The organism is Enterobacter sp. Taxon_8, assembly GCF_058354585.1.
Genome location: NZ_CM177989.1, coordinates 1,318,373 through 1,340,641, shown reverse-complemented (window position 1 = coordinate 1,340,641; position 22,269 = coordinate 1,318,373). Strand labels below are relative to the sequence as shown.

The 22,269-nt window shown below is 55.8% G+C and carries 25 protein-coding genes; 7 read left to right on the top strand and 18 right to left on the bottom strand.

All coding sequences use genetic code 11. From position 1 onward, the window contains the following. Nucleotides 1–19 precede the first annotated feature (19 nt). The 4 genes from AC4IBF_RS06395 to yfbV form a co-directional block, all read right to left on the bottom strand. On the bottom strand, nt 20–1,852 hold the full coding sequence (locus tag AC4IBF_RS06395) for an SLC13 family permease (protein WP_133294856.1): 1,833 nt from the start codon (nt 1,850–1,852) through the stop codon (nt 20–22). Between the two features lie 75 nt (nt 1,853–1,927). Continuing rightward, nucleotides 1,928–2,587: a sugar phosphatase gene (locus AC4IBF_RS06390; RefSeq protein ID WP_115875897.1), complete on the bottom strand. Its 660-nt coding sequence runs from the start codon at nt 2,585–2,587 to the stop codon at nt 1,928–1,930. Between the two features lie 11 nt (nt 2,588–2,598). Further along, nucleotides 2,599–3,093: a YfbU family protein gene (locus tag AC4IBF_RS06385; RefSeq protein WP_023617380.1), complete on the bottom strand. Its 495-nt coding sequence runs from the start codon at nt 3,091–3,093 to the stop codon at nt 2,599–2,601. A gap of 91 nt (nt 3,094–3,184) precedes the next feature. Next, nucleotides 3,185–3,640 carry a terminus macrodomain insulation protein YfbV gene (gene yfbV / locus AC4IBF_RS06380; protein ID WP_491463209.1) on the bottom strand — a complete coding sequence of 152 codons (456 nt, stop codon included), beginning with the start codon at nt 3,638–3,640 and terminating at the stop codon, nt 3,185–3,187. A gap of 337 nt (nt 3,641–3,977) precedes the next feature. Between yfbV and ackA the strand changes: the two genes are divergently transcribed. After that, a complete protein-coding gene (gene ackA / locus AC4IBF_RS06375; RefSeq protein ID WP_252093267.1) occupies nt 3,978–5,180 on the top strand; it encodes an acetate kinase in 1,203 nt (400 codons plus the stop codon). A gap of 76 nt (nt 5,181–5,256) precedes the next feature. Continuing rightward, nucleotides 5,257–7,398 carry a phosphate acetyltransferase gene (gene pta, locus AC4IBF_RS06370; RefSeq protein ID WP_045327913.1) on the top strand — a complete coding sequence of 714 codons (2,142 nt, stop codon included), beginning with the start codon at nt 5,257–5,259 and terminating at the stop codon, nt 7,396–7,398. A gap of 72 nt (nt 7,399–7,470) precedes the next feature. On the opposite strand, the gene AC4IBF_RS06365 is transcribed toward pta, so the two are convergent. The 5 genes from AC4IBF_RS06365 to AC4IBF_RS06345 all read right to left on the bottom strand — a co-directional run bounded on the left by AC4IBF_RS06365 (nt 7,471) and on the right by AC4IBF_RS06345 (nt 11,453). Continuing rightward, the gene (locus AC4IBF_RS06365) at nt 7,471–8,424 is read right to left on the bottom strand and encodes a transketolase family protein (protein ID WP_133294857.1); all 954 of its coding nucleotides are present in this window, start codon (nt 8,422–8,424) and stop codon (nt 7,471–7,473) included. Continuing rightward, the gene (locus tag AC4IBF_RS06360) at nt 8,417–9,247 is read right to left on the bottom strand and encodes a transketolase (RefSeq protein ID WP_047174243.1); all 831 of its coding nucleotides are present in this window, start codon (nt 9,245–9,247) and stop codon (nt 8,417–8,419) included. Before AC4IBF_RS06360 ends, AC4IBF_RS06365 begins: the two co-directional genes overlap by 8 nt. Then, entirely contained in the window at nt 9,244–10,635 is a 1,392-nt protein-coding gene (locus tag AC4IBF_RS06355; protein ID WP_252093268.1) for a PTS ascorbate transporter subunit IIC, read from the bottom strand. The genes AC4IBF_RS06360 and AC4IBF_RS06355 overlap by 4 nt, the downstream gene beginning before the upstream one ends. A gap of 21 nt (nt 10,636–10,656) precedes the next feature. After that, on the bottom strand, nt 10,657–10,929 hold the full coding sequence (locus AC4IBF_RS06350; protein WP_003861447.1) for a PTS sugar transporter subunit IIB: 273 nt from the start codon (nt 10,927–10,929) through the stop codon (nt 10,657–10,659). An 80-nt stretch (nt 10,930–11,009) separates the two neighbouring features. Further along, nucleotides 11,010–11,453 (bottom strand): PTS sugar transporter subunit IIA, encoded by a 444-nt coding sequence (locus AC4IBF_RS06345; protein WP_136195494.1) that lies wholly within the window; start codon nt 11,451–11,453, stop codon nt 11,010–11,012. A 234-nt stretch (nt 11,454–11,687) separates the two neighbouring features. Between AC4IBF_RS06345 and AC4IBF_RS06340 the strand changes: the two genes are divergently transcribed. Further along, on the top strand, nt 11,688–12,707 hold the full coding sequence (locus AC4IBF_RS06340; RefSeq protein WP_133294858.1) for a LacI family DNA-binding transcriptional regulator: 1,020 nt from the start codon (nt 11,688–11,690) through the stop codon (nt 12,705–12,707). A gap of 3 nt (nt 12,708–12,710) precedes the next feature. Here AC4IBF_RS06340 and yfcD read toward each other — a convergent pair whose 3' ends face one another. Genes yfcD through yfcF form a run of 3 tightly spaced genes read right to left on the bottom strand, consistent with a single transcriptional unit; the run spans nt 12,711 to nt 14,573 of the window. Continuing rightward, complete coding sequence (gene yfcD, locus AC4IBF_RS06335) at nt 12,711–13,265, bottom strand: NUDIX hydrolase YfcD (protein ID WP_127731796.1); 555 nt, start codon at nt 13,263–13,265, stop codon at nt 12,711–12,713. 55 nt (nt 13,266–13,320) lie between these two features. Continuing rightward, a complete protein-coding gene (yfcE, locus tag AC4IBF_RS06330; protein ID WP_143345350.1) occupies nt 13,321–13,872 on the bottom strand; it encodes a phosphodiesterase in 552 nt (183 codons plus the stop codon). A gap of 56 nt (nt 13,873–13,928) precedes the next feature. Beyond that, nucleotides 13,929–14,573, bottom strand: coding sequence for a glutathione transferase (gene yfcF, locus AC4IBF_RS06325; RefSeq protein WP_491463208.1), 645 nt, complete (start codon nt 14,571–14,573; stop codon nt 13,929–13,931). Nucleotides 14,574–14,713: 140 nt separating this feature from the next. Between yfcF and yfcG the strand changes: the two genes are divergently transcribed. From yfcG to AC4IBF_RS06305, 4 genes are all read left to right on the top strand, one after another. After that, nucleotides 14,714–15,343 (top strand): GSH-dependent disulfide bond oxidoreductase, encoded by a 630-nt coding sequence (gene yfcG, locus AC4IBF_RS06320; protein WP_023312554.1) that lies wholly within the window; start codon nt 14,714–14,716, stop codon nt 15,341–15,343. A 75-nt stretch (nt 15,344–15,418) separates the two neighbouring features. After that, nucleotides 15,419–15,787: a dihydroneopterin triphosphate 2'-epimerase gene (gene folX / locus AC4IBF_RS06315; RefSeq protein ID WP_023312555.1), complete on the top strand. Its 369-nt coding sequence runs from the start codon at nt 15,419–15,421 to the stop codon at nt 15,785–15,787. 13 nt (nt 15,788–15,800) lie between these two features. Then, the gene (locus AC4IBF_RS06310) at nt 15,801–16,694 is read left to right on the top strand and encodes a TIGR01777 family oxidoreductase (protein ID WP_133294861.1); all 894 of its coding nucleotides are present in this window, start codon (nt 15,801–15,803) and stop codon (nt 16,692–16,694) included. 44 nt (nt 16,695–16,738) lie between these two features. Further along, entirely contained in the window at nt 16,739–17,248 is a 510-nt protein-coding gene (locus tag AC4IBF_RS06305; protein ID WP_133294862.1) for a GNAT family N-acetyltransferase, read from the top strand. 47 nt (nt 17,249–17,295) lie between these two features. Here the strand turns inward: AC4IBF_RS06305 and hisP are convergent, their stop codons facing one another. From hisP to AC4IBF_RS06275, 6 genes are all read right to left on the bottom strand, one after another. After that, nucleotides 17,296–18,069, bottom strand: coding sequence for a histidine ABC transporter ATP-binding protein HisP (hisP, locus tag AC4IBF_RS06300; protein ID WP_014832781.1), 774 nt, complete (start codon nt 18,067–18,069; stop codon nt 17,296–17,298). A gap of 8 nt (nt 18,070–18,077) precedes the next feature. Continuing rightward, nucleotides 18,078–18,794, bottom strand: coding sequence for an ABC transporter permease (locus tag AC4IBF_RS06295; protein WP_008502590.1), 717 nt, complete (start codon nt 18,792–18,794; stop codon nt 18,078–18,080). After that, nucleotides 18,791–19,477: a histidine ABC transporter permease HisQ gene (locus AC4IBF_RS06290; protein WP_014832782.1), complete on the bottom strand. Its 687-nt coding sequence runs from the start codon at nt 19,475–19,477 to the stop codon at nt 18,791–18,793. Before AC4IBF_RS06290 ends, AC4IBF_RS06295 begins: the two co-directional genes overlap by 4 nt. A gap of 88 nt (nt 19,478–19,565) precedes the next feature. Then, a complete protein-coding gene (gene hisJ / locus AC4IBF_RS06285; RefSeq protein ID WP_023336423.1) occupies nt 19,566–20,348 on the bottom strand; it encodes a histidine ABC transporter substrate-binding protein HisJ in 783 nt (260 codons plus the stop codon). A 226-nt stretch (nt 20,349–20,574) separates the two neighbouring features. Continuing rightward, nucleotides 20,575–21,357 carry a lysine/arginine/ornithine ABC transporter substrate-binding protein ArgT gene (gene argT / locus AC4IBF_RS06280; RefSeq protein ID WP_023616063.1) on the bottom strand — a complete coding sequence of 261 codons (783 nt, stop codon included), beginning with the start codon at nt 21,355–21,357 and terminating at the stop codon, nt 20,575–20,577. Nucleotides 21,358–21,648: 291 nt separating this feature from the next. Continuing rightward, nucleotides 21,649–22,218 (bottom strand): UbiX family flavin prenyltransferase, encoded by a 570-nt coding sequence (locus AC4IBF_RS06275; protein WP_136195498.1) that lies wholly within the window; start codon nt 22,216–22,218, stop codon nt 21,649–21,651. Nucleotides 22,219–22,269 lie beyond the last annotated feature (51 nt).

Genomic DNA, 22,269 nt, shown 5'->3' with positions numbered 1-22,269 from the left:
TACGTTTCTGCACTCACGCTTAAAACGGGAACAGGACCGGTATCAATACCACGCACACCACCATCACCAGCACGGTGAACGGCACGCCCAGCTTTACGAAATCGCTGAATCGATAGTTCCCCGGCCCCAGCACCAGCGTGTTTACCGGAGAAGAGACCGGCGTCATAAATGCCGCGGAAGCGGCCATCGCCACCATCATCGCAAACGGGTACGGCGAAACGCCCATGGACTTTGCCATCGCCAGCGCGATAGGCGCCATCAGAACCGCCGTCGCGGTATTCGAGATAAACAGACCGATGGTGGCGCACATGATAAACAGGCAGACCATCATCATGTACGGCCCATACCCGCCGCCGACGTCCATTAAGCCTTTAACGATCAGATCCACGCCACCGGTTTTTTGCAACGCCAGGGCGAAAGGCATCATCCCGACGATGAGAATAATGCTCGGCCAGTGAACGGCTTTATAGGCGCTTTCGGCGTCAATACAGCGGAATTTACCCATCAACAGGCAGGCGATGATTGCCGCGACCGGATTGGGAATTTCATCGGTCAGCATCAGCGCGACCATCAGCACCAGACAAAAAATAGCGTGAGGCGCCTGGCTGTGCGCAGGCGACGCGTCGCTCTCCTCAACAGGCATGTTGAGCACCACAAAATCGCGTCCTTTTTGCCCTAGCTGGCTAATCAGCTTCCAGTTACCGACAACCAGGAAGATATCGCCCAGCAGGATCGGCTCATCCACTACCGCCCCTTCTATTGCTACGCCATCGCGCTTCAGCCCCACGACGTTCAGGCCATAGCGGGTTCGGAACCCCATTTCCCGCACGGTTTTGCCCAACAGCTCCGATTCAGGGATGAGCGATACTTCGGCCATGCCGACATCCAGCGCCTGATCGGAGAAATACTCCCCGCGCAGCACCATCGGCTCCAGCAGCTGTTCGCTGCAGAACTCGCGCAGGTCCACATCGGCGGTGGACATATCAATCAGCAGGACGTCCCGCGCGCGGAATTCCGACACCCCGTTGACGTTGACGATCACCCGACGAAAACGACGCCAGCGCTCTACGCCGATCACGTTCGCGCCATACCGCTCACGCAGCTTCAGGTCATCCAGCCGCTGTCCCACCATCGGCGAGCCGGGGCGAATAGCCAGACGGCGCGCGCGCCCGGTAAGGCGGTACTCTTTAATCAAATCGCGGAAGGTGCGTCGCTTCCATCCTTCTTTATTTTTGTCCTGTCTTTCACCTTTAAGGGCAAAACGGGTCAGCAGCATGTAGACCACGCCCATTACAAGAATAACCAGCCCAAGCGGGGTGACGCTGAAAAAACTGAAGCCCTCAAATCCTTCCCGGATCAGCTCGCTGTTGACGACCAGGTTCGGCGGGGTTGCCACCAACGTCATCATTCCGCTGATCAAACCGGCGAAACTCAGGGGCATCATCAGGCGCGACGGCGAGCTCTGCATCCGCATGGAAACGCTCAGCACCACCGGGATAAAGATGGCGACCACGCCCGTGGAGCTCATAAACGCTCCCAGCCCGGCGACGGTCACCATCAGGTAGATCAACATTTTGGTTTCGCTGCTGCCCGCCACTTTCACTAGCCACGACCCCACAATAGTCGCCACGCCGGTGCGCACCAGCCCATCACCAATAATAAACAGGGCTGCAATCAGGATAACGTTGGGATCGCTAAACCCGGAGAAGGCTTCCGGCAGCGTGAGCGTACCGCTCAGCACAAACGCGACGATGACAAACAGGGCGACGGCGTCCATGCGTACCTTGCCCGTTGCAAAAAGAAGGATGGCGATTAAAAGCAGGCTCAGGACCCAAATCAGTTCACCGTTCACAACATGTCCTTGTCAGTGGGAGATGAGAAATTTTGCCATAAAAAAGCCCCATCAGCGTGGGGCTATATCATGGGTTTACATTTTTAGCGAGACGGTTACAACACCATCAGAGGCTTTCGAAACAGCCAGTGCCGTCAGTGAATCGAGCACCAAATCTGCCTCCTCCAGGCGGGGAGATCCCGCCGGAACGTTAACGGCGATGACGTGGCTCCCTGCGTTCAGCCCGGCCAGTACGCCTGCCGCCGCATCTTCCACCACCACGCACTCTGCCGGGTCGAGGCCCAGCAGTTCAGCGCCCAGTAAAAATGCATCAGGTTCCGGTTTACCCCGCTTCACGCGCTCCGCCGTAATAAACACGTCAGGCGTCGGCAACCCTGCCGCCTTGTGTCGGGCGTGGGCAACCGGTACGGAACCGGAGGTGACGATAGCCCACGGGATCTGCGCCTCGTTCAAATGCTCAAGCAGTTCGCGCGCGCCTGGTAATGCGGTGATGCCGTCAGTATCGGTGGCTTCAATATGCTCCAGGTATTTGAACTCCGCCTGAATTTCGTCCTCAGTGCGTCCGGCCAGGAAGTGCCGTAGCGAGGTAATGGCCTGTTTGCCATGGATAAAATTCAACACGTCCTGATGGTCGATGCCATGTCTGTCAGCCCAATGGCACCATGAACGCTCAACAACCGGCAGCGAGTCCACCAGCGTACCGTCCAGATCAAACAGAAAACCTCTACACTGCACACGCACCTCCGTCAGGCATTAATGATTTGTTGAATTTCGTTGCTGCTTAAATGGTACTGACGCGGACAGGCATGCCACGCGCTCAGCATGCGCTGATACTTATCCCACATCGGGGTCTGCGCGTTGAAGCCGTGGGTGCCCGCGTCAAAGTGGGTATAACGCCCTTCCGTATTCACCATAAAACGAACATAGCTCAGATAACGCGCTTCCGTTGCGGCATCAAAGCCTAAAAAGGTCACGCGGCGCTCGTCAATCGACTGCCGATCTTTGAGATTCGTCCATGACACGTGCAGAGCGTGATACATCTCCATAATGTCGATCACGATGCGGCAGGTTTCTTCTTTCAGCTCGCCAAACTCGCGGTCCAGTTCACGCATTTGCAAACCAAAGCCGCGTTCGACGATGGTTTGCAGGCGGCTGTAGCGCGCAGCGTTATCGGGATCAAGCATAGTCATCATCTTGTACTGGTTAGACAAAATCAGACGTTGAGCATGGGTCATTTCCATCTTTCGACTCCTGTAGCGCATTGCACTTAAAAAAAAGACACGGTAACTGATTGTTACTGTGCCTTCTTTTCGTCGTCGTTTCGATGATCAATCACAAATCATCGAGGAATGTTTTATCCAGTTGCTTAAAAGCACGCTTTAACGTGTCCGCCAGCGCCTGGTAATCCGGCTTGCCTTCAATCGGAGCGAGCGCCTGCCCGGCCTCTTCCAGCTTACCGCGCACTTCATAAAACCAGTGTAAAATAGAAGGTGGAAGTGGGGTGATGGACCGTTTACCTAACCACCACAGGCCCTGCATCGGCAGGCTTAATGCGAAGAGCGCCGTGGCGACGGCAGGTCCAAGCTGCCCACCCAGCGCAATCTGCCAGCACAGCGTAAAGACAGCGACAGGCGGCATAAAGCGAATCGCATAGCGCGTGGCACGGATGGTGCGATTCTCAATAAACATCGGCGCAAGGCGCTTTTCCATTGGCCACGTCTTTGCATAATGCTGTCCCCGACGAAACAGACTGAAGAAATTTACGGACGGGTTCTCTGGTGTCGACATGGCTGTACCTCAACTTCACATATAAAAATTAAAATTTTCGTGCAAAACCACAACAAGCTATGACAACGTTCAAAATATTTTGTCATCTCTACCCCGTATCGGGTATCCTGTGCCAGCCTGATAGGGCCATAGACGAGAATCATTAGCTCGTCAAATTATTGCATATTATGCCATTGGCTGAAAATTGTGCAAAATGGCATAAAATCATAGTTATTTCTTCCATCATGCCACAATGTTCGTTTGGCATGATGTTAATCATAAATGTCCGAGTCATCATGCGTTACGCTGTTAGACTCACTGACGTTTTTTTAGCCACGTATCAATAATAGGTACTTCCATGTCGAGTAAGTTAGTACTGGTTCTGAACTGCGGTAGCTCCTCACTGAAATTCGCCATCATCGATGCGCTCAACGGTGACGAATACCTCTCTGGTTTGGCCGAATGTTTCCATCTGCCTGAAGCACGCATCAAGTGGAAGATGGACGGCAGCAAACAAGAAGCGGCTTTAGGTGCAGGCGCCGCTCACAGTGAAGCGCTGAACTTTATCGTTAACACTATTCTGGCACAAAAACCAGAACTGTCTGCTCAGCTGACTGCGATTGGTCACCGTATCGTCCACGGCGGCGAAAAATACACCAGCTCCGTCGTTATCGACGAATCTGTGATCCAGGGCATCAAGGACTCTGCGTCCTTCGCACCGCTGCACAACCCGGCTCACCTGATCGGTATCGCTGAAGCACTGAAATCCTTCCCGAATCTGAAAGACAAAAACGTGGCCGTATTCGATACCGCGTTCCATCAGACCATGCCGGAAGAGTCTTACCTCTATGCCCTGCCATACAGCCTGTACAAAGAACATGGCGTACGTCGTTACGGCGCGCACGGCACCAGCCACTTCTATGTGACTCAGGAAGCGGCAAAAGTGCTGAACAAGCCGGTTGAAGAACTGAACATCATCACCTGCCACCTGGGCAACGGTGGTTCTGTTTCGGCTATCCGCAACGGTAAATGTGTTGATACCTCCATGGGTCTGACCCCGCTGGAAGGTCTGGTGATGGGTACCCGTTCCGGTGACATCGACCCGGCGATCATCTTCCACCTGCACGACACCCTGGGCATGAGCGTTGACCAGATCAACAAAATGCTGACGAAAGAGTCTGGCCTGCTGGGTCTGACCGAAGTCACCAGCGACTGCCGTTACGTTGAAGACAACTACGCAGAGAAAGAAGACGCTAAACGTGCAATGGACGTTTATTGCCACCGTCTGGCGAAGTACATCGGCTCTTACACTGCGCTGATGGAAGGACGTCTGGACGCGGTTATCTTCACCGGTGGTATCGGTGAGAACGCGGCAATGGTTCGTGAACTGTCCCTGGGCAAACTGGGCGTTCTGGGCTTCGACGTTGATCACGAGCGTAACCTGGCTGCCCGCTTCGGCAAGTCTGGCTTCATCAACAAAGTAGGCACCCGCCCTGCTCTCGTTATCCCAACTAACGAAGAACTGGTCATTGCGCAAGACGCGCACCGCCTGACTGCCTGATTCCACACCGCCAGCAATGCTGGCGGTGCTGTTTTGTAACCCGCCCAATTGCGGCGGTAACGAAAGAGGATAAACCGTGTCCCGTACTATTATGCTGATCCCTACCGGAACCAGCGTCGGCCTGACCAGCGTCAGCCTTGGCGTTATCCGTGCTATGGAACGCAAAGGCGTTCGTCTGAGCGTCTTTAAGCCAATTGCCCAGCCACGTGCCGGTGGCGATGCGCCAGACCAGACCACCACCATCGTGCGCAAGAACTCCAATCTGCCAGCGGCCGAACCGCTGAAGATGAGCCACGTTGAATCTCTCCTCTCCAGCAACCAGAAAGACGTGCTGATGGAAGAGATCATCGCCAACTACCATGCTAACGCGCAAGACGCGGAAGTGGTGCTGGTAGAAGGTCTGGTTCCAACCCGCAAACATCAGTTTGCTCAGTCTCTGAACTTTGAAATCGCGAAAACCCTGAACGCAGAGATCGTTTTCGTGATGTCTCAGGGCACCGACACCCCAGAGCAGCTGAACGAGCGTATCGAACTGACGCGCAGCAGCTTCGGCGGCGCGAAAAACACCAACATCACCGGCGTGATCGTCAACAAGCTGAACGCGCCAGTGGATGAGCAGGGCCGTACTCGCCCTGACCTGTCCGAGATCTTCGACGACTCTTCCAAAGCGAAAGTCATCAAAGTTGACCCGGCTAAGCTGCAGGAATCCAGCCCGCTTCCAGTTCTGGGCGCGGTGCCATGGAGCTTCGATCTGATTGCCACCCGTGCAATCGATATGGCGCGCCACCTTAACGCCACCATCGTTAACGAAGGTGACATCAACACTCGCCGCGTGAAGTCAGTAACCTTCTGTGCGCGCAGCATTCCGCACATGCTGGAACACTTCCGCGCAGGTTCCCTGCTGGTGACCTCCGCAGACCGTCCAGACGTGCTGGTTGCAGCGTGCCTGGCCGCGATGAACGGTGTGGAAATCGGTGCGATCCTGCTGACCGGTGCCTACGAGATGGACCCGCGCGTGAGCAAGCTGTGCGAACGCGCGTTCGCCACCGGTCTGCCGGTCTTCATGGTGAACACCAACACCTGGCAGACCTCCCTGAGCCTGCAGAGCTTCAACCTGGAAGTGCCGGTTGATGACCACGAGCGTATCGAGAAAGTTCAGGAATACGTTGCTGGCTACATCAACGCAGACTGGATCGAATCCCTGACCGCGACCTCCGAGCGCAGCCGTCGTCTGTCTCCTCCAGCATTCCGTTACCAGCTGACCGAGCTGGCGCGCAAAGCGGGCAAACGCGTTGTTCTGCCAGAAGGCGATGAACCACGTACCGTTAAAGCAGCGGCTATCTGTGCAGAGCGCGGCATCGCGACCTGTGTGCTGCTGGGTAACCCGGATGAGATCAACCGCGTAGCAGCCTCTCAGGGCGTTGAGCTGGGCGCTGGCATTGAAATCGTTGACCCAGAAGTGGTTCGCGAAAGCTACGTGGCCCGTCTGGTTGAGCTGCGTAAGAGCAAGGGCATGACCGAAGCCGTTGCGCGCGAGCAGCTGGAAGACAACGTAGTGCTGGGCACGCTGATGCTGGAGCAGGACGAAGTCGACGGTCTGGTTTCCGGTGCGGTTCACACCACGGCGAACACCATCCGTCCACCGCTGCAGCTGATCAAAACCGCGCCAGGCAGCTCTCTGGTTTCTTCCGTGTTCTTCATGCTGCTGCCTGAACAGGTTTACGTTTACGGCGACTGCGCGATCAACCCGGATCCAACTGCAGAGCAGCTGGCCGAGATCGCTATCCAGTCCGCGGACTCCGCGACCGCTTTCGGTATCGAGCCGCGCGTGGCGATGCTCTCCTACTCCACCGGCACCTCAGGTGCAGGTAGCGATGTAGAGAAAGTGCGTGAAGCGACCCGTATTGCGCAGGAAAAACGTCCTGATCTGATGATCGACGGCCCGCTGCAGTACGACGCCGCGGTTATGGCTGACGTTGCAAAATCTAAAGCGCCGAACTCGCCGGTTGCAGGCCGCGCTACCGTGTTCATCTTCCCGGATCTGAACACCGGTAACACCACTTACAAAGCGGTACAGCGTTCTGCCGACCTGATCTCCATCGGGCCAATGCTGCAGGGCATGCGTAAACCTGTGAACGACCTGTCTCGTGGCGCACTGGTAGACGATATCGTTTACACCATCGCGCTGACGGCGATCCAGTCTTCGCAGCAGCAGTAATGTTAAAAAGCCCGGTGGCGCTAGCGCTTACCGGGCAAGAAAGGCGATCACTTAACCGGTCGCCTTTTTTATTTACAGCAGCTCGCGCGCCGCCGATACAATGTCATGTGCCGTCAGGCCATACTCTTTCTGCAGAAAATCCTGCGTCCCCACCTGGCCATAACGCTCCTTAACGCCCACCCGCCGCATCGGCACCGGGCAGGTTTCCACCAGCACTTCCGCCACCGCCGACCCGAGGCCGTTGTGAATGCTGTGGTTTTCACAGGTGACGATGCGCCCGGTCTTCTCGGCGTAGTTTTTCACCAGCATCCGGTCGATAGGCTTCAGGGTAAACATGTCGATGACCGCCGCGCTGACGCCCTCCTGCTCAAGCTGGCGCGCGGCTTCCAGCGCTTCCGACACCATGATGCCGTTGGCAATCAGGGTAATATCGGTTCCTTCGCGCAGCACGTTGCCTTTGCCGATTGTGAAGGTTGAGCCAGGCGCATACACGCTCGGTGCCTGCTTACGGATGGTCCGTACCCAGTAAAAGCCGTCGAGATCGATAAGCTGGCGCAGCACGTCCTCGAACATAACCGCGTCGGTCATCTCCAGCACCACCGAATGCGCCAGACCGCGCACGATGCCCATATCCTCAAACGACATATGCGTTCCGCCGTTGTGGCAGGCCGTCACGCCCGCGTCTGAAGCAATCACCTTCACGTTGTTTCGCTGATAGTCCAGAGACATAAACAGCTGGTCAAAACAGCGGCGGCTGGCAAAGGCGGTGAAGGTGTGAACGAACGGCTTGCGTCCGGTAAGCGACAGCCCCGCCGCCGTGCCGATGACGTTGGCCTCCATAATGCCGCAGTTAATCACGTGCTGCGGATAATCGCGCGCTACGCCGTCCATCGCCATCGAGCTCATCAGGTCTGCTTCGAGCGCAATGATGTCGCTTCCGGCCTCAATCTGTTTTGCCACGAAGCCAGCGTAGACCTTACGCATCTCAACGGCGTCTTTCTGTCCTGCCGGTGCAACCTTAATCATGTGAAGCCTCCAGTTGGCGAATCGTTTCGTTGAGGGCCGCTTTGCTCTCCGCGGTCAATCGCAGGTGGTGCGAGTTGCTGAGCTGCTCCAGATACGGCACCCCCTGGCCTTTGATGCTGTCGAGGATGACGACTAACGGACGCGCATCGGCTGCCAGGATCCGCGACGTCACTGCCAGCAGACCCGGAATGTCGTCCCCCTTCACCGTCGCCACGTCAAAGCCAAAGGCGCGGAATTTCCCCTCCAGGTCGAACGCGCTGATGATCTCGTCCAGCTCGCCGTCGAGCTGCTGTTTGTTCCAGTCGACAAATACCGTCAGGTTGTTCAGGCGATGGTGAGCAATAAACTGGAATGCTTCCCAGCACTGCCCCTCGTTCAGCTCGCCGTCGCCGACGATGCAGAAGACCCGATTCGGTCGCCCGGCCAGCCTGTGCGACAGCGCCATACCGCCGGCGATGGAAATCCCCTGTCCCAGCGAACCGGTGGTAGCATCTACGCCGCGCGTTTTCAGGCGGTCCGGATGGCTCGGCAGGCGCGTGCCGTTCTGGTTTAGCGTGCTTAGCTCTTCCACCGGGAAGTAGCCCTTGATTGCCAGCGTGCTGTAGAGCGCCGGGCCCGCATGGCCTTTCGACAGGACAAAATAGTCTCGCTCCGGCCAGTCCGGATCCGCCGGGTCGATTTTCATCACCGCGCCGTAGAGCACGGCCAGCGTTTCAACCACCGACATGCTGCCGCCATAGTGTCCAAAGCCCAGCTGCGTCAGCGACTTCAGCGTCTCAAGACGGATCTGACGCGCGAGTTCGGTTATCTCTTTCTCATTCATGATTTGGCTCCGGTGTTTTCCTGCGCGTTACCGCCTGCAGGTTTGTTTTTCGCGAAGATGTTGTACGCCACCAGCAGCGCAAACAGCGCCACGACCAGCCCGGTGATGGCCAGCGGCGACAGGAAGCGCGCCAGGTTGCCGAGCACAATCCCGACCGCGCCGAAGTCGGCGTCCGAGAAGGTGGTGTTGGCAAAACCAATGGCGCCCAGTACCGGCAGCAACAGGACCGGCAGGAAGGTAATCAGCAGGCCGTTGGCAAACGCACCGATCATCGCCCCGCGACGTCCACCGGTGGCGTTACCGAACACGCCCGCCGTTGCGCCGGTGAAGAAGTGCGGCACGACGCCCGGGAGGATCAGCACCCAGCTAAACTGACCGCAGATGAACAACCCCACAATCCCGCCGAGGAAGCTGAACAGGAAGCCAATCAGCACCGCGTTTGGCGCATAGGGGTACACCACCGGGCAGTCCAGCGCAGGACGCGCGTTCGGCACCAGTTTCTCCGAGAAGCCGGTAAAGGCCGGGACGATTTCTGCCAGAATCAGGCGTACGCCCTGCAGGATAATGAACACCCCCGCCGCAAAGGTGATTGCCATGATGATGGCGTAGACGAGGTAGTTCTGGCCGGCGCTGAAGGTAGCCTCGACGTACTCGCGCCCGGCGCTCACCGCCATGATCAGGTAGATAATCATCATGGTCAGGGAAATGGAGATCGAGCTGTCGCGCAGGAAGCTCAGATTCTTCGGCAGGTTCATCTCTTCGGTTGAGCGGGAGCCTTTGCCGGCCTTGCTGCCAATCCAGCCCGACAGCACGTAGCCCAGCGTGCCAAAGTGGCCGAAGGCAATCTCATCGTTGCCGGTAATGCGCTTCATGTAGCGCTGCGCAATCGCCGGGAAGAAAGCCATGATCAGGCCGAGGATCAGCGAGCCGGTAAAGACCAGACCCACGCCCTCAAAGCCTGCTACCGTCAGGATCACGCCAATCATGCACGCCATGTAAAACGTGTGGTGCCCGGTCAGGAAGATGTACTTCAGGCGAGTAAAGCGCGCGACGATAATATTTGCCACCATGCCGAAGGCCATAATCAGCGCGGTCGCTGCACCGTATTTTTCCAGCGCAATGGAGACAATCGCTTCATTGTTTGGAATAATGCCCTGAATCGTAAAGGCGTGTTCGAACATACCGCCTAAAGGATTTAATGACCCGACCAGCACGGTGGCACCGCCGCCCAGTACAATAAAGCCCAGAATAGTTTTAATGGTTCCTTTCACCACGTCCGAAAACGCTTTTTTCTGCGCAACCAGACCAATAAGCGCAATTAAACCGACCAGCACCGAAGGGACTTTTAAAATATCAACAACGAAATTCAGCGTTTCAAGGATAAACATATCCACCTCGCCTTATCAGGGTTATTGTCTTTCGAACCAGGCGCGCAGCTGCGCTTCAAGTTCGTTGATGTCGATGATGTTGTTGATCACCACCAGCTGGCTTTCCGGCACGCTGGCGCTGGCCGCAATGTCTTTTGCCATCACGAACAGATCGGCCGCGCCCGGCGTGGCCGAGGAGAGATCGGAATGTTCAACCTCAGCCTCAATCTCCAGCTTTTTGAGCACCTTTTTTATATTCATTTCGACCATAAAACTGCTGCCCAGGCCAGAACCGCAAATAGCCATGATTTTCATTGTTGTCCCCTTATTTTGAGTAGAGTACGCCCCATCACGCTGACGCATAATGTTGTGAAAAACCGGATTACAGAATTAAATCAGAAGCGGTTAATAATTGTTTTAATTTCCTCCCGCGTATTCGCCTGATGCAGTTTCTCCATATCCTCGTCGCTGGAAAATAATTCCGCGAGTCCGGATATCATTTCAATATGGCTATGTTTGTCCGGTGCCGCGAGCATGATAATCACATCGACAGGGTCAAACTCACCGGCACCAAACGAGACGCCCTGTTTTAGTTTTAATAACGACAACCCCAGTCCTTTGGCGCCTTCCTCCGGCCGCGCATGCGGCATCGCCAGCCCTGGTGCCAGCACATAATAAGGTCCTAACGTGTGGTGCTGCTGAATGATGGCCGTGACGTATTCAGGCTCAATCACCTGCAAATCCAGCAGCGGCTTCGCGCACAGCTCCAGCGCCTGCGGCCAGTTTTCCACGCTATCCTGCAGCGTGATGGTTGTATCATATATCCATTTTTTGAGCACTTTTTACTCCCGCGACACGCTAAAGATGAGCAAACTTTATTCAACACATCGCTGGATGACTGCGATCGGGATCACAAAGATAGCGCTACCAATCGTTAACATGCAGAAATGTGATAGCGCTATCAAATTACATTCACGGCGCTAAATCACAGCAAAAAAAGGGATTTAAGGCGTATACTGCCTGTCACGTGAAGCGAAGGAAATGAAGAACGCGTCTGGTCAGCAGGAAGGTGTATGTCTCTAACCCGAAAACGGCGCAGTACTGGTAAAGTGACACTCGCCGATGTCGCACAGCTTGCCGGTGTGGGCACGATGACCGTGTCCCGTGCACTCCGCACGCCCGAACAGGTTTCCGATAAACTACGAGAAAAAATTGAAGCTGCCGTGCAGGAGCTGGGTTATATGCCTAATCTTGCCGCCAGCGCGCTTGCCTCGGCGTCGTCGTGGACAATAGCCATGGTGGTGCCCAACCTCTCCGAAGCCGGCTGCTCGGAGATGTTCGCCGGGCTACAGCAGGTGCTGCAGCCTGCCGGGTATCAGATCATGCTGGCAGAATCCCAGCATCGCCTGGAGCAGGAGGAGAAACTGCTGGAGACGCTGCTGGCGTCGAACATTGCCGCCGCTATCCTGCTCAGCGTTGAACATACCGATACCGTTCGCCACTGGCTGAAAAACGCCTCTATTCCGGTGATGGAGATGGGCGCCATGCGCGCCGACCCGATTGATATGAATATCGGGATTGATAACGTAGCGGCCATGTATGAGCTCACGGAAATGGTGATTAAGCGCGGCTACCAAAATATTGGCCTCCTGTGCGCCAACCAGGAGCAGTGGATTTTCCAGCAGCATCTGCAGGGCTGGTACAAGGCCATGCTTCGCCACCATATGTCGCCGAACCGGGTCATTAACGCGGCGATGCCGCCGAGCTTCTCGACCGGCGCGGCGCAGCTGCCCGAGTTCCTGCTGGCGTGGCCGGAGCTGGATGCGCTGGTATGCGTCTCTGACGAGCTGGCCTGCGGCGCGCTATACGAGTGCCAGCGCAGGCGAATCAAAGTGCCGGACGATCTGGCAGTGGTAGGGTTTGGCGATAGCGACGTGAGCCGCGTCTGTCAGCCGCCGCTGACGACGATGGCGGTGCCGCATCGTAAGATTGGAGTTGAAGCCGGGAAAGCACTACTGGAGCGACTGATTGGCGGCGACTGGCGCGATCAAAAGCCCATCGCGTCCAGTCTGTGTCTGAGAGAGAGTTGCTGAAGCTTACTCAGCCTCTTCCTCTTTCTCTGATTTGGTCGATTCGTTTTTGGCGTTGCGGGTCATCCACAGCGCCAGCGCTTTTAATGAATCCGGCGTAAACTCGTCGCAACGCGCGGTAATTTCTTCCGGCGTCATCCAGCAGACTTCACTCACCTCTTCTTCCTGCAGGGCAAACGGGCCGTGAGAAACGCAGCTAAACAGCCCGCCCCAGACGCGACAGTTTTCGTCTTCGAAATAGAACTGACCGTGCTCGGCAAACGGCACGCCGGCGATGCCTAATTCTTCTTCCGCTTCACGACGCGCAGAATCCAGCAGGACCTCATCCGCCTGGACGACACCGCCTGCGGTGGCATCCAGCATACCCGGGAGAAAATCTTTGGTGTTCGTGCGGCGCTGGACCAGAATTTTGCCCATACCGTCATGCACAACGATGTACGTTGCGCGGTGACGCAGACGCTCCGCACGCATTTGTTCGCGGCTGGCCTGCGCGATCACTTCATTCTCTTCGCTGACAATGTCAACCCACTCTGTACTTGCCAAATGACTCTGCTCCACCATCGGGAAACCTTCTCTTCTAAGCGCTCTTTCGGCGCGTTTGCAGTTGAGGTGTAACTTACGGATTAATCGCTACCTGCGCAATAACTTGCTGATCATTAAGTGCGATAACGCTCAGGGTATTTCCTTCCAGCATGCCGTAGCTCGCAGGATATCCGCCTTTTGGGATGCTGACCGAGCCCGGATTAAAGTGATAAATCTCACCGCGTTTTTCCGCAACCGGAATATGAGTATGACCGTAAACCAGGACATCGCCAGCCGCGAGAGCCGGGAGATTATCCGGGCTGAAAAGATGTCCGTGGGTCAGGAACAGGCGGTGTTGTTCGAGCAGCACCTGCTGCCACGGCGCGGTAATGGGAAAATGCAGCAGCATCTGGTCCACTTCGCTGTCACAGTTGCCGCGAACGGCGATGATGCGCGAGGCATACGGGTTGAGTTTTTCCGCGACCCGCGCAGGGTCATAGCCTTCCGGCAGCGCGTTGCGCGGGCCGTGATTCAGCACGTCGCCCAAAATAATCAGCCACTGTGCACTGCTTTTCTCAAACAGGGAAAGGACACGCTCGGTTGCGGGCAGCGATCCATGGATATCCGACGCAAACATCAGTTTCATCAGTCACACCTCGGTAAAACAGACTGCCCCCATCATACCTTAAGCGTCTGGGCTTATCAGCCCGCGCGCTTAGCCGAGAGTGCCACATAGCGCTGCACGGAGGCACGCTGCCACTGAAACGTAGCATAATCCACCAGCAGCTGCGGCACCTCATCACCGTTGAGGATCAGGCGGTTTAGCATCAACGCCAGATCGGCGTCGGCAATGCACCACTCGCCAAAAAGATTCGGGTTGCCATGGGCAAGCAGCGAGGTGGCGGTTTCAATCAGTTTCTTCGCGCTTTCTACACCTTCTGCGCTCAGCGCCGGCTTTTTCACCCCGGCAAACACGACGTCCGTCGAGCGTTCGACGCGAATCGGCACCAGATCGCTACGCAGCCACGCCTGGATCTGCCGCGCCCGCGCGCGCTTTTGCAGATCGTGAGGATAGATACGTTCCCACTCCGGGGGGGCGAACCGATCTTCCAGATACTCATCGATCGCCGACGATTCGCTCAGGGCAAAACCGTCAATCTCCAGCACCGGCACGCGTCGGGTCAGGTCGTAACCCTGCCACTGTGGTTTGAGATGTTCACCGCCGTCGAGATCAACGGTCTTCAGCGTAAAGGTGAGCCCTTTTTCGGCCAGCGCAACGTATACGCTCATAACATAGGGAGAAAAGAAATTCGCATCGGACCACAACGTGATGACGGGCTGGTTCATAACATCCTCATAGGCTGATCGGTTTTTACTCAACATATAATCTCTTTGCCTCGCTGTCACTTGATGAAAACTCACGATTTACAACAACCACCTATACTCATTTGTCATGGCACCACTATTCGCATGGACAGGAGTTGAGAATGATCGACCTTTATTACGCCCCTACCCCAAACGGCCATAAGATCACCCTCTTTCTTGAAGAAGCCGAGCTGGATTACAGGATCATTCGCGTGGATATCAGCAAAGGCGAACAGTTCAGCCCTCTCTTTCTGGCTATCTCGCCGAATAATAAAATCCCGGCCATTATTGATAACCAGCCGGCGGACGGGGGCAGACCATTGAGCCTGTTTGAATCCGGTGAAATTTTGCTCTATCTGGCGGAGAAAACCGGCAAGCTGCTGAGCGGCGAACTGCGCGAGCGTCACCATACCCTGCAATGGCTTTTCTGGCAGGCAAGCGGGCTGGGCCCCATGCTGGGACAAAATCATCATTTTACCGCTTACGCCCCGCAGCCTATTCCTTACGCGATAGAACGCTATCAGGTTGAGACTCAACGGCTCTATGACGTTCTGAACCGTCGGCTGAAGAAAACGCCGTGGCTCGGGGGCGATCATTACAGTATTGCCGATATCGCCTGCTGGCCGTGGGTGAATACGCATGAAAAACACCGCATTGACCTGGCCGCTTACCCGGCGGTGAACAACTGGTTTGAGCGCATCCGGACCCGCCCGGCGACCGAGCGGGCGATGCAAAAAATCCAGCAAATTTAACCCGGTATGAGGCTGGGTGCCTGTGAAGCTCTCATGTATTATGGGCAGGAAATACTGACACGGAGAAGACCTGCAATGTCACAGCCAGACGCTATTATTCGCATAAAAAATTTACGCCTGCGTACCTTCATCGGCATCAAAGAGGAAGAGATCGCCAACCGTCAGGATATTGTCATTAACGTGGTAATTCACTACCCCGCAGACAAAGCGCGGGCCAGCGAAGACATCAACGACGCGCTGAACTACCGCACAATCACCAAAAACATCATCCAGTACGTTGAGAATAACCGCTTTTCTCTGCTGGAAAAATTAACTCAGGATGTGCTCGATATCGCACGCGAACATCACTGGGTCACTTATGCTGAAGTTGAGATCGATAAACTTCACGCCCTGCGCTACGCCGATTCCGTCTCCATGACGTTAAGCTGGCGGCGCCAGGCGTAAACCTGGAGGTTGTATGAAGATTTTGCTGACCGGCGGTACAGGCCTGATTGGTCGTCACCTCATTGCGCGTCTGCAGGCCTTGCATCACGACATTACCGTGGTCACGCGCAGCCCGGAGAAAGCGCGCCAGGTGCTGGGGGCAGGTGTTGATATCTGGAAAAATCTGGCCGAGCAGCAAAATCTGGACGGCTTCGACGCCGTCATTAACCTCGCGGGTGAACCCATCGCCGATAAGCGCTGGACGGAAGAGCAAAAACAGCTGTTGTGCAGCAGCCGGTGGAACATCACCGAAAAGCTGGTCGAGCTGATCCGCAATAGCCGCACGCCGCCTTCGGTGCTGATTTCGGGTTCCGCAGTGGGCTACTACGGCGATCTTGGCGAGGTGGTTGTAACCGAGGAAGAGCCGCCCCATAACGAGTTTACCCATAAGCTCTGCGCCCAGTGGGAGCGTATCGCCTGCGCGGCGCAGAGCGAGCGGACCCGCGTCTGCCTGCTGCGGACCGGTGTCGTTCTCGCGCCGAAAGGCGGCATTCTGGCTAAGATGCTTCCCCCTTTCCGGCTCGGACTCGGTGGCCCCATCGGTAATGGTCGTCAGTACCTGGCCTGGATCCATATCGACGATATGGTCAACGGGATTCTCTGGCTGCTGGATAACGATCTGCGCGGGCCGTTCAATATGGTTGCGCCGTATCCGGTGCGTAATGAACAGTTTGCCCACGCGCTGGGGCATGCCCTGCACCGTCCGGCAATTTTGCGCGTGCCTGCGACGGTTATTCGCCTGATGATGGGTGAAGCGTCTGTTCTGGTATTAGGCGGGCAGCGGGCACTGCCCAAACGGCTGGAAGCGGCCGGGTTTGCGTTCCGCTGGTATGAATTAGAAGAGGCGCTGGGGGATGTGGTGCGGTGAATATGGTACAGTGACAGGCCGTGTTCCGAAGATATGGCGTAACAATGGCAACCATCACCACACCCCGGCTTTACCTCACCCCTTTCGAACCCACTGACTGGGCCTTCTTCCGCTCGCTACGAGAAGATCGCAGTATCATGCGCTACATGGCCGCCATCGCGCCGGAAAAAGAGAATCGACGCGTGTTTGCCGCGCGACTCGCTGCTGCTCATGTGTTTGTCATTCGCTCCCGGAATGATGATACGCCGCTGGGCGATATCGGCCTGCAAATCAGCGCAGAGAATCGTGAAGAGGCGGATATCGGCTATACGGTTGTACCTGCCGCGCAAGGGAAAGGTATCGCCAGCGAGGCGCTGCGCGCGGTGTGTGATTATGCGTTCAACCAGACCGGCGTGAAAGCGATTAACGCGTATGTCCTGGCGGACAACGGCGGGTCGGTGCGGGTGCTGGAGAAAGTCGGGTTCGTGCGTACGCAGGTGCTGGAAAAGGCGTATGAGATTGACGGCGTGCGCTATGACGACTGGGTGTACAGGTTGGAGTGCGGTGCGGCCTGATGCCCTCACCTCGCCCCTCTCCCACAGGGAGAGGGGAAAGACAAAATCTACTTCAACGACCCCTTCAGGAACTGTTGCAAACGCGGGCTTTGCGGGTTCGCCAGCACTTCGTCCGGGTGCCCCTGCTCTTCAATTTTCCCCTGATGCAGGAAGATAACGTGGTTCGAGACGTTACGGGCGAAGCCCATCTCGTGCGTCACCACCACCATCGTTTTGCCCTCTTCGGCCAGCTTCTGCATGATGCGCAGCACTTCGCCAACGAGTTCGGGGTCCAGCGCGGAGGTCGGTTCGTCGAACAGCAGCACCTCGGGTTCCATCGCCAGCGCGCGTGCGATGGAGACACGCTGCTGCTGACCGCCGGAGAGATGCACCGGGTATTTCATCTGCTGGCGCTCGTCGATGCCCACTTTCGCCAGGTATTTCACCGCGCGCTCGCGAGCTTCATGCTTGCTCAGGCCCAGCACCTGAACCGGCGCTTCCATCACGTTCTCCAGCACCGTCATGTGGCTCCAGAGGTTGAAGTGCTGAAAAACCATCGTCAGGCGGGTACGCAGCAGGCGTAGCTGATTTTTATCCGCAACCTTCAGCTGTCCGTCTTTGTCACGGACCAGGTTAATATTCTGCCCGCTCACCACAATCGAGCCTTCGCTCGGCTTTTCGAGGAAGTTAATGCAGCGCAGGAAGGTACTTTTCCCCGAGCCGGATGAGCCGATGATACTGATTACGTCGCCAGCATTTGCCTGCAGCGACACCCCTTTCAGCACTTCATGTTCGCCGTAGCGTTTGTGCAAATCAATAACGTTTAATTTGTTCTCAGCCATCATCTTTCTCAGTGCGTCGAAGAAGGTTTTATATGCTGCAACCAGCGTTTTTCAGCCTTACGGAACAGGCTAATCAGAACATAAGAGATAATTAAATAGAGCACCGCCGCAATGCCAAACGCGGTAAACGGCTGATAGGTCGCGGAGTTAATATCGCGCGCGATTTTGAGCAGATCCGGCACCGTCGCGGTAAAAGCGAGCGCGGTGGAGTGCAGCATCAAAATCACTTCATTACTGTACGCCGGTAACGCAATACGCAGGGCCGACGGCAGAATGATGCAGCGGTAGAGTTTCACCGACGAGAAGCCGTAGGCCCGCGCAGCTTCTATCTCACCGTATGGAACCGAACGAATCGCCCCCGCGAAAATCTCGGTGGTGTAGGCGCAGGTGTTGAGCGTCAACGCCAGCACCGTACAGTTCAGACCGCTGCGGAAGAACGCATTCAGCATCTCAGTGCCTTTTACGATCTCAAGCGTATACATCCCCGAATAGAACACCAGCAGCTGCACGTACAGCGGCGTACCGCGAAATACGTAGGTGAACAGCCAGATCGGGAACTGGATGAATTTATTGTTCGACACGCGGCCAATGGCGAGAAACACCGCCAGAATACCGCCCATCACCACGGAGGAGATCAGCAGCCAGAGGGTAATCGCCACGCCGGTAAAGCGGTAGCCATCTGTCCACAGCAGCGATTTCCAGTATTCCTGAATAATCTCAATCACAGGTCAGCCCTCTTCACACCCACGGAGTAGCGACGCTCGAGAAGAAGCAGCACACCATTGGAGACGGTCGTAAAGACCAGATAGATCACGCCGCAGACCACCGCAAAGTAGAACGGCTCCCAGGTGCTCTTGCCCGCCAGCTGAGTCGCTTTCACGACGTCTTCCAGACCGAGCAGCGAGACCAGCGCCGTGGCTTTAAGGATAACCTGCCAGTTGTTGCCGATGCCCGGGAGCGCATAGCGCATCATGGCCGGGAACATAATCCGACGAAACGTTTGTGAAGAGGTAAAACCAAATGCGGTTGCCGCCTCAATGTGGCCTTTCGGCACGGCCATGTAGGCGCCGCGGAAGGTTTCGGTGAAGTAGGCGCCGTAGATAAAACCGAGGGTAATAATACCGGCCACCATTGGATCGATATCAATTTGTCCCATGCCCATCGCGTCCGTTACGCTGTTCAGCGCAATCTGCAGACCGTAAAAGATAAGCAGCATCAGCACCAGATCGGGAACGCCGCGAATAAGCGTGGTGTAGCCTTCAAAAATCAGCGCCAGCGGTTTGTTAGCCGAAAGCTTCGCCCCTGCGCCTGCCAGACCTATCAGCACCGCCAGCACCACGGAGCTGATAGCCAGCTCAAGGGTGACAAGCGCGCCCTGTAAAATAACGCCAGAAAATCCGTACAGCATACCGCGAGCCCTGTCGTATCGTGAGTGGTGGAACCGTGTCTTTTCCCCTCCCGCAGCGGGAGGGGCCGCACGTTATTTGACGGGGCGATTAGCCGCCGTAAACATTAAAATCAAAGTACTTTTTCGCCAGCTTGTCGTAGGTACCGTCAGCACGCATTTCAGCGAACGCTTTGTTCAGCGCCTCACGCAGCTCGTTGTCTTCTTTGCGCAGGCCCATACCGGTGCCCACACCAAACAACTTCACGTCCTTAATGGACGGGCCGCCAAACTTGTAATCTTTACCCACCGGCGTTTTCAGGAAGCCTTCGCTTGCCGCGACTTCGTCCTGGAATGCCGCATCAATTCGGCCTGCCGTCAGGTCAGCGTAGATATTTTCCTGGCCCTGATAGGAGACGATTTCAATCCCCTTCGGCGCCCAGTGTTCGTTGCCGTAGGTTTCCTGCGTGGTGCCCTGCAGCACGCCGACGCGTTTGCCTTTTAGCGACTCCAGCGTTGGCTGAATGTCAGAAGCTTTAGCTACCACCAGACGTGAATCGGCCGCATAGAGTTTGTCGGTGAAGGCAATCTCCTGCTGGCGTTTTTCGGTGATGGAGAGCGAGGACATGATTACGTCGATTTTTTTCGCTTTCAGGGACGGGATCAGCGCATCCAGCGGGTTCTCAACGTAGGTACACTGTGCTTTGATGCGTTTGCACAGCTCGTTGGCCAGATCGATGTCAAAACCGACCAGTTCACCCTTTGAATTCTTCGATTCGAACGGCGCATAGGTTGGATCGGTACCAATTCGGATTTTCTGCGGAATGGCTGCGAATGCCGCGGTGGCGCTGGAAAAGGCCAGTACCAGAGATAGTGACAACACGAGTTTTTTCATATTTATCCTCAACAAACTGTCTTCATACGGGATTTTTACGACGACGGGGTGGTGCTAATGTGCCATTAATCCCCTCTGCCAGGCAAAGACTAATGCCCTTCAGGCGGGAATTTTTGCATTATAAATGCGTAAGTATGCACAAAGCGATCCAATACAGTGCATTTAACGCACTGTATTGGGTCAACCGCTCCCGCAACGCACCTCTCCGGTGCGTTACCGCCAGGTGTTATTCACCGTATACGTTGAAGTCGAAGTATTTCTTCGCCAGTTTGTCGTAAGTACCGTCTTTACGCAGCTCTGCAAAGGCTTTGTCGAAGGCGGCTTTCAGCTCGGTATCATCCTTACGCAGGCCAATACCGGTGCCGTCACCAAAGTACTTTTTGTCTTTTACAGACGGGCCAGCAAACGCGAATTCTTTGCCCGCAGGCTGCTTCAGGAAGCCTTCGCTCGCGGCGACTTCATCCTGGAATGCAGCATCCAGACGGCCTGCCGCCAGGTCAGAGTAAATCAGATCCTGGTTCTGGTAAGCCACCACGTCTACGCCCTTCTCACGCCAGTTAGCATTGGCATAGCCTTCCTGCGTCGAGCCCTGAAGCACGCCGACGTGTTTGCCCTTCAGAGAGTCGATGGTGGGCTTAATCGGGGAGCCTTTCGGCGCAATCAGGCGAGAATCCGCGGCGTAGAGCTTGTCAGAGAAGGCAATCTCCTGCTGACGTTTTTCGGTGATGGAGAGAGAAGAGATAATGGCGTCAATTTTCTTGGCTTTCAGCGACGGGATTAACGCGTCAAAGTCGCTGCCCACCCATGTGCATTTCACCGCAATGCGCTTGCACATTTCATTACCCAGATCGATATCAAACCCTACGAAATCACCTTTCGCATCCTTGGAAGAGAATGGCGCGTAGGTTGCGTCTGTACCGATACGAACCGTCTGTGGAAGCGCTGCGTAGCTACCTGCTGCCGCACTTAACCCCACGAGCAAAGACAGAGCCAGAACCGTCTTCTTCATACATTTACCCTCAAGTACCGTGATTTTATTATGTATTGTGTTGTGTGTTGTGTTGCAGGCTTCATCTTGCAGGTCTTATGCCACATTGCCGTCTGGTCAAAACTTCGACGTTAAATATGTTAATAAAACGTTGCGATATTGCCTTAATGGTGAAAGATAGCAGGTCTGCCGAACGAACCGGAAAGAGAAAAAGGGAAAAAACGAATTAAATGTCGAGGATATGATCGCCGTTGCATAATTGCCCTGAAACAGGGCAACTTGTCTTTTCATGCACCTGTTTTGTGCACAGATTCAGGCTCCCTGCCAGCGGCTGAAGAGATCTTCGGGCAGGTCGATGTCAAACTGATCCAGCACGCGGTTAACGGTCTGATTAATCACGTCATTCAGCGAGGTCGGGCGATGATAGAACGCGGGTACCGGCGGCATGATGACAGCCCCCAGCTCCGCAGCCTGCGTCATTAAGCGCAGATGGCCCAGGTGCAGCGGCGTTTCCCGCACGCACAGCACCAGGGGACGCCGCTCCTTCAGCACCACATCCGCCGCGCGCGTCACCAGGGTGTCCGTATAGCTGTTCACAATGCCGGAGAGCGTTTTAATTGAACAGGGCAGGATAACCATGCCGGCCGTTTTAAACGAGCCTGAGGAGATGCTGGCAGCGATATCACGGGCATCGTGAACGACATCCGCCAGCGCCTGAACATCGCGCAGGGAGAGATCGGTTTCCAGAGAGAGGGTCTGCCGCGCCGCCTGGCTCATCACCAGATGGGTTTCGACGTCCGCCACGCTACGCAGAACCTGTAACAAACGTACGCCGTAAATCGCGCCGCTGGCGCCGCTGAGCCCAACAATGAGTCGTTTCATGATTTTTGCCCTTACTGATTTCAGGGCAGACTGTGCAGGATTTTGCGGGGA

Excerpts from the sequence above, each read along its gene's own strand:
- AC4IBF_RS06385 (WP_023617380.1), bottom strand. The coding sequence starts at position 3,093 with ATGGAAATGACCCATGCTCAACGTCTGATTTTGTCTAACCAGTACAAG.
- yfbV (WP_491463209.1), bottom strand. The coding sequence starts at position 3,640 with ATGTCGACACCAGAGAACCCGTCCGTAAATTTCTTCAGTCTGTTTCGT.
- ackA (WP_252093267.1), top strand. The coding sequence starts at position 3,978 with ATGTCGAGTAAGTTAGTACTGGTTCTGAACTGCGGTAGCTCCTCACTG.
- AC4IBF_RS06365 (WP_133294857.1), bottom strand. The coding sequence starts at position 8,424 with ATGATTAAGGTTGCACCGGCAGGACAGAAAGACGCCGTTGAGATGCGT.
- AC4IBF_RS06360 (WP_047174243.1), bottom strand. The coding sequence starts at position 9,247 with ATGAATGAGAAAGAGATAACCGAACTCGCGCGTCAGATCCGTCTTGAG.
- AC4IBF_RS06355 (WP_252093268.1), bottom strand. The coding sequence starts at position 10,635 with ATGTTTATCCTTGAAACGCTGAATTTCGTTGTTGATATTTTAAAAGTC.
- AC4IBF_RS06350 (WP_003861447.1), bottom strand. The coding sequence starts at position 10,929 with ATGAAAATCATGGCTATTTGCGGTTCTGGCCTGGGCAGCAGTTTTATG.
- AC4IBF_RS06340 (WP_133294858.1), top strand. The coding sequence starts at position 11,688 with ATGTCTCTAACCCGAAAACGGCGCAGTACTGGTAAAGTGACACTCGCC.
- yfcD (WP_127731796.1), bottom strand. The coding sequence starts at position 13,265 with ATGGTGGAGCAGAGTCATTTGGCAAGTACAGAGTGGGTTGACATTGTC.
- yfcE (WP_143345350.1), bottom strand. The coding sequence starts at position 13,872 with ATGAAACTGATGTTTGCGTCGGATATCCATGGATCGCTGCCCGCAACC.
- yfcF (WP_491463208.1), bottom strand. The coding sequence starts at position 14,573 with ATGAACCAGCCCGTCATCACGTTGTGGTCCGATGCGAATTTCTTTTCT.
- yfcG (WP_023312554.1), top strand. The coding sequence starts at position 14,714 with ATGATCGACCTTTATTACGCCCCTACCCCAAACGGCCATAAGATCACC.
- folX (WP_023312555.1), top strand. The coding sequence starts at position 15,419 with ATGTCACAGCCAGACGCTATTATTCGCATAAAAAATTTACGCCTGCGT.
- AC4IBF_RS06310 (WP_133294861.1), top strand. The coding sequence starts at position 15,801 with ATGAAGATTTTGCTGACCGGCGGTACAGGCCTGATTGGTCGTCACCTC.
- AC4IBF_RS06305 (WP_133294862.1), top strand. The coding sequence starts at position 16,739 with ATGGCAACCATCACCACACCCCGGCTTTACCTCACCCCTTTCGAACCC.
- hisP (WP_014832781.1), bottom strand. The coding sequence starts at position 18,069 with ATGGCTGAGAACAAATTAAACGTTATTGATTTGCACAAACGCTACGGC.
- AC4IBF_RS06290 (WP_014832782.1), bottom strand. The coding sequence starts at position 19,477 with ATGCTGTACGGATTTTCTGGCGTTATTTTACAGGGCGCGCTTGTCACC.
- hisJ (WP_023336423.1), bottom strand. The coding sequence starts at position 20,348 with ATGAAAAAACTCGTGTTGTCACTATCTCTGGTACTGGCCTTTTCCAGC.
- argT (WP_023616063.1), bottom strand. The coding sequence starts at position 21,357 with ATGAAGAAGACGGTTCTGGCTCTGTCTTTGCTCGTGGGGTTAAGTGCG.
- AC4IBF_RS06275 (WP_136195498.1), bottom strand. The coding sequence starts at position 22,218 with ATGAAACGACTCATTGTTGGGCTCAGCGGCGCCAGCGGCGCGATTTAC.